This window comes from uncultured Gimesia sp. (assembly GCF_963972345.1).
Classification (GTDB): Bacteria; Planctomycetota; Planctomycetia; order Planctomycetales; family Planctomycetaceae; genus Gimesia.
Genome location: NZ_CAXAVM010000202.1, coordinates 1 through 12,343 on the forward strand (window position 1 = coordinate 1; position 12,343 = coordinate 12,343).

Annotated in this window: 6 protein-coding genes and 2 pseudogenes; 4 read left to right on the forward strand and 4 right to left on the reverse strand. The window is 51.9% G+C overall.

All coding sequences use genetic code 11. From position 1 onward, the window contains the following. Positions 1-739, reverse strand: a pseudogene (locus tag AACZ40_RS24040) (hypothetical protein); the annotation flags it as partial. 298 nt (positions 740-1,037) lie between these two features. Between AACZ40_RS24040 and AACZ40_RS24045 the strand changes: the two are divergent. Together AACZ40_RS24045 and AACZ40_RS24050 are read left to right on the forward strand one after the other, a co-directional pair. After that, the gene (locus AACZ40_RS24045) at positions 1,038-3,374 is read left to right on the forward strand and encodes a cytochrome c biogenesis protein CcdA (RefSeq protein WP_291171271.1); all 2,337 of its coding nucleotides are present in this window, start codon (positions 1,038-1,040) and stop codon (positions 3,372-3,374) included. A 137-nt stretch (positions 3,375-3,511) separates the two neighbouring features. Next, positions 3,512-4,990 (forward strand): putative sulfate exporter family transporter, encoded by a 1,479-nt coding sequence (locus tag AACZ40_RS24050; RefSeq protein WP_291171269.1) that lies wholly within the window; start codon positions 3,512-3,514, stop codon positions 4,988-4,990. A 608-nt stretch (positions 4,991-5,598) separates the two neighbouring features. Here AACZ40_RS24050 and argF read toward each other — a convergent pair. The 3 genes from argF to hemB form a co-directional block, all read right to left on the reverse strand. Then, entirely contained in the window at positions 5,599-6,516 is a 918-nt protein-coding gene (gene argF, locus AACZ40_RS24055) for an ornithine carbamoyltransferase (protein WP_291171267.1), read from the reverse strand. A 115-nt stretch (positions 6,517-6,631) separates the two neighbouring features. After that, on the reverse strand, positions 6,632-7,837 hold the full coding sequence (locus tag AACZ40_RS24060) for an aspartate aminotransferase family protein (protein ID WP_291171265.1): 1,206 nt from the start codon (positions 7,835-7,837) through the stop codon (positions 6,632-6,634). Between the two features lie 311 nt (positions 7,838-8,148). Continuing rightward, complete coding sequence (gene hemB, locus AACZ40_RS24065) at positions 8,149-9,135, reverse strand: porphobilinogen synthase (RefSeq protein ID WP_291171263.1); 987 nt, start codon at positions 9,133-9,135, stop codon at positions 8,149-8,151. A gap of 291 nt (positions 9,136-9,426) precedes the next feature. Between hemB and AACZ40_RS24070 the strand changes: the two genes are divergently transcribed. Both AACZ40_RS24070 and AACZ40_RS24075 read left to right on the forward strand, forming a co-directional pair. Further along, the gene (locus tag AACZ40_RS24070; protein ID WP_291171262.1) at positions 9,427-11,664 is read left to right on the forward strand and encodes a PQQ-binding-like beta-propeller repeat protein; all 2,238 of its coding nucleotides are present in this window, start codon (positions 9,427-9,429) and stop codon (positions 11,662-11,664) included. Continuing rightward, positions 11,664-12,343 (forward strand): annotated as a pseudogene (locus AACZ40_RS24075) (hypothetical protein); the annotation flags it as partial. The gene AACZ40_RS24070 and the pseudogene AACZ40_RS24075, both read left to right, overlap by 1 nt.

Sequence of the window (12,343 nt, forward strand, 5' to 3'; positions counted from 1 at the left end):
GCGCGGGATTGGTCTTTGCTGCTTCGATGACATCCCGATTAAACAGATTGCCGAGATGGGTCATATCAGCATGCGTGCCTGTGACGTACCAGCCCCCCCAGCGTTTCTCCAGCGGTTTGTCATGCGAGATCTGGGAGTAGCCGGAAATCGGTCGGCCATGCTGATCGGTTAGAAACGAGCGAACGAGTAAACCGGGAATCCGCAGACTCGAATCGCCGCCATGACAGGCCAGGCAGCGTTCGGAACGAACCAGCCGCGGTTCGTTCGCTGCCTTGACGGCGAGTTCATAAAAAATGGTGCCCTTCAACGGGTCGACCGCAGCAAATTCCATCTTCTCTGCCCCGGGAACCCAGCCAATATAAACATCGTCATTAAAATAGATAACGCGGGGATTTTCCGGTTTAATGAGCCGTGGGTTGAGTGCTGTCTTGGAAAAAACCATCAGCTGCGAAGATTCGGGAATCTGCAATGCTTTCAGGACTTCGCGCAGATATCCCCACTGCGAGTCGTAGTTCAGTTTCAGTGTCCGGGCGGACAGCGCCTGCTCCAGTTGCGAGGCGGCATCGGTATGCTGGCCGAGTCCGTATTCGACGGGAGGCAGACCAAAGGGAATCGGGTCCCTAAAATCAATCTCCTTCACGGGTTCAGTTGGTTTGGGGGCCACCAGTGGCTCTTCTGCCTTTACCAGTGAGGGAAAAAGCAACAGCCACAGCCCCAATATCGTTACCTGATTTGTCATGTCTGAGAATCTACAATTGATCAAATATCTTTGATGGTTTAAAATAGGCAAAGCTGACCTGTAAAAATCCGAATCTGTTCGCAGTAAACGGCTTAGCAGGATCAATAAATCGAAATCAGCGGGAGTCATTCCGATGCAAATCGGTGCCGGGTTGACTCTTATATCTGAAATCCCTATGAATCTGTCAGGATTTGTGACTTACTTCACAGAAGGAAACAGTCCTGTACCCGATATAATTTAGCATGTTGGCTCACGGGCCCGTTAGTCTTAAATCTGAGTTTTCTGGAAGGGTTTCATTTTGAAAACTCCTCGCCGCTTTATCGCCTCTGTTTCTCTCCTCACTGTTTTTGCCGCCCTGTTTTGCATCCCTCTTGCTTCGCAGGCACAAAAGAACAGTCTGACCGATTTTTTTGATCAGAAGAAAGCTGCCGCAACTGATGCGGGAGTCAACACAGAGATTAATGTCAGTCTGCTGCCTCAGGATGCGAAAGCGGGTGAAACGGTCACCCTGTCGATCGCCGTGATTCTGCCAGAAGGGGCATATACCTATTCTACCAATCCCACCTTCGGCGGTGCGACAAAGTTTAAAATTGACGATGCCAAAGGTCTGACGGCCATCGACCAGCATTTCAACGCGGATCATCCCCCCAAAACCGTGTTCGAACCGCTGTTCATGAAAGAAGTCGAAAAATTTGAGAAACATGTCATCTGGAGCCGTCGCTACAAAGTGAACCAGGATGTGACCAATCCGTCCCAGGTGATTATCAACGGACAGATGGACTACCAGGTTTGTAATGCAGATCGCTGTGTGGCGTTACAGCACCCCTTCAGCGCCATGCTGACTGGTAAACAGGAAACCGCGCCGCTGTCTATTACCAAAGTTCCCGAACGGCGTTCGCAGCCTGATCCGGTTGAACTGAGTTTTGCCCTGACACCTGCCAAATCGAACCCGGAAAAACTGGTACAGTTAAAGATCACCATGAAGCTGGAGGAAGGCTTCCATACCTTTGCCCTCGATCAGGACAAGACACAGGCGGGACTCCCGACCCATATCGAACTGTTCAAGCTGGAAGGTTTGAAACCCGTCTCCCGGCAGTTCTCAGTCAGTCCGGAACCGGAGCAGGAAACTCACGGTGAATACAACCAGCGAACTCACTACGACGAAGTGGTCTGGACACGTGAGTTTGAACGTCTGCCTGATGCGAAGGCGATTGGCGTCGAAGGGAAACTCAAATACCAGATCTGCAACGAAGGCAGTTGCCGTCCGCCGCTGCCTGTGGAATTTCAGCTGGGCAGCCTGACCAACGCCCAGCCGGTGGCGATGTCTTCACTCGAAGAACTCAAAGAGCCCGACAGTGACGACGCCCTGATTATCGCTTCAGAAGGTGAGAATCAGTCGCTTGCTTCCTACCTGTTTTTTGCCTTCCTGGGGGGATTGATTCTGAACGTAATGCCCTGCGTGCTGCCCGTGGTGGCCATTAAAGTCATGAGCTTTGTGCAACAGGCGGGAGAAAGCCGCACACGGATTTTTGCCTTGAACATCTTTTATTCCCTGGGAGTCCTCACAGTCTTTTTAGGCCTCGCGTCGCTGGCCGTGTTCGCAGGACTGGGATGGGGGGGACTGTTCCAGAGTACCAAATTCAATATCATCATGGCCTGCATCGTGTATGCGATGGGGTTGAGTATGCTGGGCGTGTTCGAGATTCCTGTTCCCGGGATGGTGGGTTCCGCCGCCAGTGGTCAACAGAAGGAAGGACTGCCGGGTGCCTATTTAACAGGGATCCTGGCGACGCTGCTGGCGACGCCCTGCAGTGGACCGTTTCTCGGGCCGGTACTGGCATGGTCTGTGATGCAGACGCCTGCAATTACCTACCTGGTCTGGTCGGTGATGGGACTGGGTATGGCCTCACCTTATATTATCTTCAGTGTATTCCCCAAAGCGATCAACTATCTTCCCAAACCGGGAATGTGGATGGTGCGGTTCAAGGAATTTTCGGGAATCGTGTTGATGGGTGCGGTGATCTTCATCATTTCGTTTCTGGATGAATCTCTGACGATCCCCGTGCTGATTATGCTGCTGGGTATCACGACCGGCTTGTGGATGATTGGCAGTCTCTACTCTCATAATTCTTCATTTCAGAAAAAAATGATCGTACGCACGGCAGCATTACTACTGACCGCGGGTATCGGACTGTTTGGCTATAATATGAGTCAGAAATCAACCAACGATCTTCCCTGGGTCCCCTTCAACGTGGCAGAGCTGCAAAAACTGAGAACAGAAAACAAAACCATCCTGATTGATTTTTCAGCAGAATGGTGCCTGACCTGCAAAACGAATGAAAAATTTGCGTTGAATACTCCGGAAACACTGGAGCTGATCAAAAAACATAACGTCGTCCCCATGTATGCTGACTACACCGACTATTCACCCACCATTAAAGAGTGGCTGGATAAATTCCAGAGCGTCAGTATTCCGTTGACGGTTATCTTCCCGGCCAACCGTCCTAACGAGCCGATCATCATTCGTGACCTGTATACCAAGTCAACGCTGCTGAATGCGCTTCAGGAAGCCATCGCTGTACCGCCTGCCAAGAAATCAGCAAAGCGGGAAATGGTTTCCACGGCGGCACAATAAGCCGGATTCAAATAAGTGAGTCTCTCCAGGGCGGCACTCTTTTCGAGTGCCGCTTTTTTTTGTATGGTATGTTTCTTAATTCAACCTGCCCCTGCCTGAATGATCTGGCACTATCCTAACCGGCCTTGAGAAAAATCATGCAAGACGACGCGGCTACCCCCGATCCGGAACAGAGTGACGAAATCGTTGTCGCGACCCCTCGCAGGTCCACTTGGTCGGAGATGAAGACCGCGGAAGACTGGTGGGCCATCTGGATCGGCGGGGGACTGCTGCTGATCTGTTTTCTGTCAGTTTACCTTACGCTGCCCGCAGACTTCTCAGAGCAACTCAAGGCTGCGGAAACGACGGGAGAAAAAGTCAGCGTGCACAGTCCGCTGAAAGCGTGGCTGGGCAAACCGGGTTCGTGGACGCAGAACCCGCTGGACGCGCTGTTTCCGCCTGAGAAAAGCAACCTGATTCTGCCGTTAGGCATGGTGTTTCTGATCAGCCTGCTTGGCTTTTCGCTGGCAGTCAAATCCATGGGACAGGCTGTGTCTAAATTTGCCATCGGTTTTATCGGTGTTTTTATCCTGGCTGCCCTGGCCTACATCCTGACGAGCCAGGTTGTGGTGAAGCAGTATAACCTGGAATATGCACTGTGGGCATTAATGCTGGGTTTGATCATCAGTAATACGATTGGGACGCCCGGCTGGATGAAGCCGGCGCTGAAAACCGAGCTATATGTTAAAACCGGGCTGGTCGTGATGGGAGCCAGTGTATTATTCAGCCGCCTGCTGGTTCTGGGTCTGCCGGGAATTTATGTTGCCTGGGTTGTGACGCCCGTAGTTCTGATCAGCACGTATGTGTTCGGCCAGAAAGTGTTGAAGATGGAATCGCGATCATTGAACATGGTGATCTCGGCGGATATGTCTGTCTGCGGGGTCTCTGCGGCCATTGCGACGGCCGCGTCGTGTAAAGCAAAAAAAGAAGAGCTGTCGTTTGCGATTGGCCTGTCACTGACTTTCACAGTGATCATGATGATGGTACTTCCCCAGGTCATCCGGTTACTGGGGCTGGACCCCATTCTGGGCGGTGCCTGGATGGGAGGCACCATTGATGCCACAGGTGCTGTTGCGGCAGCAGGAGCCATGCTGGGCCCCGAAGCAGAGCAGGTGGCCGTCACGATCAAGATGATTCAGAATATTCTGATCGGCGTGACTGCTTTTGGTGTCGCCGTGTACTGGGTCACCTGCGTCGAAAGTAAAAAAGAGAATTCCCAGATCAAGCCCGATGCGTGGGAGATCTGGTATCGTTTCCCCAAATTCGTGCTGGGCTTCATTATCGCTTCGGCCGTATTTTCGCTGCTGTATACGATGCTGCCGGGGGGCGACCTGATTGTGCCGACGATGGTGAAAGAATCTTCCAAAGTCTTCCGGGGCTGGTTCTTCTGCCTGGCGTTTGTGAGCATCGGACTGGAAACCAATTTCCGCGAGCTGGCAAAATTCCTCAAAGGGGGCAAGCCGCTGATCCTGTATGTCTGCGGACAGTCGCTGAACCTGCTGCTCACACTGCTGATGGCCTGGCTGATGTTCTCGGTCTTTTATGCCGACGTTGTGAAAGACGTGTTCAGCAAGTAGAGAACACAAAGCAGTGCCCGGTGTTTATCTCCGAAGATTGAAGCGGATGCCTTATAATAGCACCTCGCAGAGTGAAACTGCGGTCGCGTATTCCAGCGCGCATTACATTGAATGATAGCCTCTCTCGATCGATCCTACCTGGTCGCTACCGTCCTGAAGATGCGAAAGCAAAACGGGACGCAGTCCAGCAGGTAGAGCGATTCAGACGCGCTGATGTTTCAAGGACTGGGACGTGCTGGCTGGATTGGATGGATTTTCTGGCACTGGCGCGGTATTGGCGAAACAGAGGCCATTACAGTGGAGGTAAGGTGTGTTAATGTCGTATGTCTGGCGTTTTTAAGGTACTTTTTGACAGGAAAGCAGGTGCTCATGTTGAAATCATTTCGCGATTTTTTTTCAAATGTGCGTCTCACAAGGGGAATTAATAGTGAGCGTATTCACAGGCAGCCATTAATTCAGCGCACGAGAAAAGCGGGCAACGCGCGCGACGCATAAGCAGGGAGTTTCGAGATTGGCGTGACGGGGTCAAGTCGAATTTGATCAGGTACCATAAAAAACCCCGACGAATGGTGCCGGGGCGGTGAGAGATGATCAGCGGTGCTGTCTGTTTACGACTGCTGCATTAACCAGACAAGCAGTCCTTTGGCCAGGTGCTTGCGGTTTTCTGCCTGTTCGAAAACGATGCTGTGTGAACTGTCGAGGACGCCATCGGTGACTTCAAGCCCCCGCTTGGCGGGCAGACAGTGCATGAAGCGACAGTTCTTCGCGGCTGCTGACAGCAGGCTGTCGTTGATCTGGTAATCGGCGAAGATCTGTTTGCGCTTTTCGGTCTCCGCTTCCTGTCCCATGCTGGCCCAGACATCGGTGTAGATCACAGTCGCGTCAGCGACCGCTTTGTGAGGATCCGCTTCCAGTTCAAGTTGAACCTGGGGGAAGTTTTTCTTCAAGGTATTGACCAGTTTTGAGCAGAGTTCAAATCCTGGAGGAGACGAAATGACAAACGGAACATTCAGTTTTGCACAACAGTTTGCCAGCGAATAGGCGACATTATTTCCATCACCCACATACACAAGTTTCTGCTGTGAGAGATCGCCGGCTATTTCCTGTATCGTAAACAGGTCGGTCAGCGCCTGGCAGGGATGGCTTAAATCGGAAAGTGCATTGATGACAGACGCCTGTGAGTTGGCGGCGAACAGTTCAATCAGTTCATGCGAGAATGTTCGCAGCGTGATGACATCGGAATAGCGTCCGATGACCCGCGCGACATCTTCGACGGACTCGCGACCATCCAGACCGGCTTCCTTACACGAAAAGAAACTCGCGCCGCCCCCCAGTTCCCACATTGCGGATTCAAAACTGAGTCGCGTCCGCAGTGAAGGTTTCTCGAAGACCTGCGTCATGGTTCTGCCCTGCAGTAACTGGGGGCGTTCGCCACGGGCTCTTTTATCTTTGAGCTCCTGCACCAGGGCAAATATTTCGAGTATCTCTGACGAATCCAGGTCGTGTAAAGTAACTAAATGTCTCATTGGATTTCTCAATCAATGACTGGTTAAAAACAGGAATTCCTGTTCGCTTCTTGAATTAAGATTCGAACAGGAATCAGTGAAAGGTCAATAATATCCTGGAGCGGGTTGGCTGGCGTTATTCTTCCTCGGCCATTTCGCGTAAGACGGTCGCGATGATTTCACAGCCTTCTTCCACCTGTTCCGCGGTCACATTCAACGGCGGCAGCAGACGGAGTACCGTGTCGTGTGTGGAATTGATCAACAGGCCACGCTCCATGCATTTTCCCACAGCGGGACCCGAGGGAATATTCAGTTCCACGCCAATCATCATTCCCTTGACGCGGACTTCGCGAATGAGAGGCAGTTCGGTCTGCAGTTGCTCAAAGAACCGCCGAAAGAGATCGGACATCGCCTGGCAGTTTTCCAGCAGGTTCTGTTCTTCGATCATCTGACCTGTGGCGAGACCGGCTGCCATCGCGAGCGGGTTCCCGCCAAACGTGCTGGCGTGCATTCCAGGTCGGAGACTGGGTGCCACTGCTTCGGTGGCGATGAATGCCCCTGCAGCAACACCACCGGCGATCCCTTTGGCCATCGTCATGATGTCGGGCTGTACGCCCCACTGCTGGTAACCAAACCAGGTCCCGGTTCTGCCCATGCTGGTTTGCACTTCATCGAAGATCAGCAGGCAGTTGGCTTCATCAGCGATTTTCCGTAAACCGGCGAGATAACCATCGTCCGGAATATTAACGCCTCCTTCCCCCTGAATGGGTTCGACAAGAATCGCACAGGTTTCATCGTCGACCAGACTGGCGACCGCCTCCAGATCGTTAAACGGTGCATAACGAAAACCGGCGACCAGGGGGCCGAGCCCTGCGTGATACTTGGGTTGTGCAGTCGCTGTGACTGCGGCATAGGTTCGACCGTGAAACCCGTTTTCGCAGGTAATGATTTTAGGACGTTTCCCATCGAAATGCAGACGCGCCAGTTTAATGGCCCCTTCGACGGCTTCCGCGCCACTGTTACAGAAGAAGGCTTTTCCGAAACTTCGCGTGCAGAGGAATTCGGCAAAACGTCCCTGTGCTTCGGTGTACCAGGTGTTGGGAACATGAATTAATCGAGAGACCTGATCCTGAATCGCCGTGACAACCGGTTCGGGACAGTAGCCCAGAATATTACAGCCCCAGCCGGGAAACAGGTCGAGGTAACGTTTGCCTTCCGCATCCCAGACCCAGGAGCCTTCGCCGCGCACGAGGCATATCGGATAACGCCCATAATTGGGGATCACATACTTATCGAATAGGGCAATCGTGTCCTGACTGCTGGCATGTCCCGTTACTTGCACTGTAGTACCTCGTTCATTCTGGATAATCCATAAATTCACAATATCGGTTTAATGGAAAGGATTTCTGACACTATTTCCCGATCCGAAGTTCGAAAAAAGGTCAAAGTTCTCTTAAGCCATTCAGATCGCATTCGTTCTTCCCAGAGAAACAGGGACAGAAGTCGGGCAGAAAGAAGCCGGAGATTATAGCAAATCATCTGGTATTTCGCAGTAATCCAAGGCCAAGAATCCGATTACTCACCAAATTTTCATGCGGAGCCAAGCCTTTGCCTGGCAAGCGTTTTTGAAGAGTCAGCTGACAATCATCAGCCTTATTTCTGTTGAAGCAGTTCTGCAACCTCTTTCGCAAAATACGTTAAGATGCCATCGGCGCCGGCCCGTTTGAAACAGACCAGACTTTCCAGCATCGACTTTTCACGGTCGAGCCAGCCGTTTTGAGCGGCGGCAGAGATCATGGCGTATTCCCCGCTGACCTGGTAGGCGAAGGTGGGAACCTCATACTCGGCTTTCACACGTCGTACGATGTCCAGGTAAGGCATTCCCGGTTTGACCATGACCATATCAGCTCCTTCACTGATATCCAGGCCGACTTCACGCATTGCTTCATCGGTGTTGGCAGGATCCATCTGGTAAGTCCGTTTGTCTCCACTGCCAAGATTCGTTCCGGAGCCGACGGCATCCCGGAACGGTCCATAAAAGGCAGACGCGTATTTCGCTGCGTAAGCCATGATCTGTACGTGCTGATAGCCAGCTTCATCCAGCGCTTCACGAATTGCACCGATCCGACCATCCATCATGTCAGAAGGAGCGATGATATCACAGCCCGCTTCCGCCTGTACAACAGATTGCTTACAGAGGACTTCGACTGATTCATCATTCACCACATACCCATCTCTGACGAGTCCATCCTGCCCGTGGCTGGTATAAGGATCGAGTGCCACATCACAGAGAATACCCAGATTGAGATTCTGTTCCTTCAACGCGCGCACAGCACGACAGACCAGATTTTCAGGGTTGAACGCTTCTTCGCCGCCTTCTGTTTTTTTGGCCGGATCGGTGGCAGGAAAAATCGCGAGTGCCGGAATCCCCAGGTCGGCTGCTGCTTTGGCTGCTTCTAACAGATGATCTACAGTCAAACGCTGGACGCCCGGCATCGAAGGGATATCCGTTTTCCGATTCGTTCCATCCTGGATAAATACAGGCCAGATCAGGTCATTCACCGAAAGCTGATTTTCAGAAACCAGGCGTCTAGACCAGTCTGTACGGCGATTTCGCCGCATACGTATATGAGGAAACATATAAAAATCAACCCTTGCTCAGACAAATTGGAAGGACCGGCGTATAAATTATACGCGCGGAATTTCAGATTATGATCGATTTCCGGTTAATTATAAAGCTATATACGATTTTTAAATCTGCTTGAGACTTGAGATTAGACCATTGCAATAGGCAGGCAAGTTCAATACTGTATTATTTAGTAGGGTATGAGCCCTCCCACCTGAAGAACTGAGATCACAGGCTTCGAAAGCAGAGTCTGCAATCCTACATCAGTGATACCACAATTCATAAACGAACAGTGAGGATCTTCTATGCGAAGAATAAACATGGTGCTCGTCAGCTCCGTTGTGCTGTTTCTTACCGCCTCTCTTGCATCTGCAGGTGACTGGGCACATTGGCGTGGCCCGGAACACAATGGCATTTCTCGTGAAACAAACCTGGTTGCCGACTGGAATCTGGACGGCAAAAACATTTTGTGGAAATCGGATATCGGCGGTCGAGCCGCTCCCATTATTCTCGATGGCCGCGTCTATCTCAACTGTCGAACCCATCATGATGTGACCGACCCGGAAGACAAGATCAATGCCCGGGAACAGGTCGTCTGCTGGGATGCCAAGACTGGGGAACTGCTCTGGAAAGATGAGTTCAATGTTTTCCAGACCGACATCCCCTCACCTCGTGTTGGCTGGGCCAGCATGGCAGGTGACACGGAAACAGGAAATGTTTTCGTGCACTCAGTCAGTGGTCTGTTCCGCTGCTATTCTCCCGAAGGCAAAATACTCTGGGAAACCTCACTGGCAGAAGATTACGGTAAGATCTCCGGTTATGGCGGTCGAACCCAGACGCCGATCGTGGATGAAGATCGGGTCATCGTCAGCTTTATGCATCTCAACTGGGGCAAAACTGCTTCTCCCCCTCCCAAGCAGACTTTTTATGCCTTCGATAAGAAGACCGGCAAACTGCTCTGGACGGCTGCTCCCGGCGGTGCCCCCCTTGATACGAATTATTCCGTTCCAATCGTAACCGTGATTGAAGGCACCCGCATGCTGATCGCCGGTAATGCGGACGGTGGCTGTTACGCGATGAACGCCAGAACCGGAGAAACACTCTGGGGCTTCCAGATGTCCAAGCGTGGTCTGAATGCCTCGCCTGTAGCCGATGGCAAATATGTTTACATCTCCCACGGTGAAGACAACATCGATACCGTCGACTTCGGTCGTGTGCAATGTATTGACGGTTCTTTACGCGGCGACATTACCAAGACAGGCAGTGTGTGGCGTGTGGATGGAGTGAAAGCCGGCTATGCCAGCCTGCTTGTCAAAGATGGCATTCTGTACGTCGTGGCTGATACCGGCCAGATGTATGCCTACGACAGCAAAGATGGCAAAGAACTCTGGACGTACAATCTGGGTACCGTTGGAAAAGGCTCTCCCGTCTGGGCTGACGGTAAACTGTATGTCATGGAAGTGAATGGCAATATCCATATCCTCAAAACCAGCCGCGAAAAGTGCGAAGAACTTTCACACGTACAACTGCTGGCGCGTGTCGATAAAGGGATGGATGAAATTTATGCCTCGCCTGCAATTGCCGATGGCCGCATTTATTTTGTCACACGTGACAGAACGATCTGCATCGGTGATAAAAGCAGGGAGCCAGCCAGCGACCCCGTGCCGCCACTGGCCGAAGAAAAGCCGATGCAGGATAAGATTGCTTCCATTCATCTGGTTCCCTATGAAGTCACTGCAACGCCGGGTGAAAAGATCGATTACGAAATTCTGGCTTACGATGCCAACGGTCGATTTATTAAAAAAGTCGACGCGAAGCTGACTCCCGGTCCCGGAATGGAAGCGGTAAAAGTGGATGGCATGAGCCTGACCACTCCTACCGATCTGAAAGCACCCGCTGCCGGAACCGTATCCGTCAAAGTGGGTGATGCGACATCCGATGCACGGATTCGCGTCTTTCCTCCCCTGCCCTGGAAGTTTGATGTAGAAGGCCTGAAAGGCAAACAGGTTCCTCCCGCCTGGGTCAATGCATTCCTGAAACTGCAGCCGAATGAAGTGGATGGCACAACCGCATTCAAATCCAGCCCGGGTAAGGGACGTCCCAGTGCCAGCATCTGGCTGGGGCCCTCCGATATGACAGAACTGGCTCCCAATGGTTATACGGTTCAGGCTGATGTTTTCTTCAAAGAACAGAAACGCAAACTGTCCAGCCTGGGTGTGACCGTCAATCGTTACGACCTGATTCTCAAAGGGAATTCCAGTAAACTGGCAGTCCAGAGCTGGGCTCCTCACAAGCGAATGGCTCAAGAAGTCAAGTACCGAGTCGACCCGGATACCTGGTATACGATGAAGCTGAAAGTTGATATCAAAGACGGACAGGCTGTCGTCAAAGGCAAAGTCTGGCCTCGTGATAAACCGGAACCAGAAGAGTGGACCATTGAAGTCAAGGATCCACATGCCAATACCAAGGGAAGCCCCGGGCTTTATCTCTACCGTCTCGCCGATGGTTACATCGATAACATCATTGTCTCTGAGGATAAATAATGAAAAAGTTGCTATTTCGATTTGCCCTGTTGAATTCCCTGGCCTGTTTCGCAGTCATGACAACAGGCTGCGAATCCAGTGATTCAACAAAGCCCTCTCCGGAGGCAAAAACCGAACTGGGTGGATCTGCTCCGATTGAAGAAGCAGGTTCCACAACCGGCGGTGCAGGCGTGGATCTGCCTGAAGCAGAACCTGAGATGAAAACCCCGGAGCCCAAACTGGACGCCGACGGAAATCCGGTTCAGCCCCAGGTCGAGCCCAAGTCAGAAACTCCTGAACCGGCCAAACCTGAAACTCCAGAACCTGCAAAACCCAAGGAAGAGCCAAAGCCAACTCCTGAGCCCAAACCGGAATCTGAACCGGCTCCCAAAGCTGAAAGCAAACCTGCTCCTAAGGAAACCAAACCGGCCCCCAAGAGTGAGGAAAAACCCAAGGCTGAAGCCAAACCGGAAAAGACTTCCCAGGCCAAGCCTGAAGCAGCCGGCAAAAAAGTCGTGACCGGCGACTGGCCCATGTGGGGCGGTGATCCAACCCGCAATATGGTTAACAAGACCACGGGAATCCAACTGAATTTTAAACCAGATGAAGGTCCCGGTAAAAACATCAACTGGATCTCCAAACTGGGTTCACAGACCTATGGTAACCCGGTTGTCGCCGGAGGTCAGGTTTACGTTGGTAC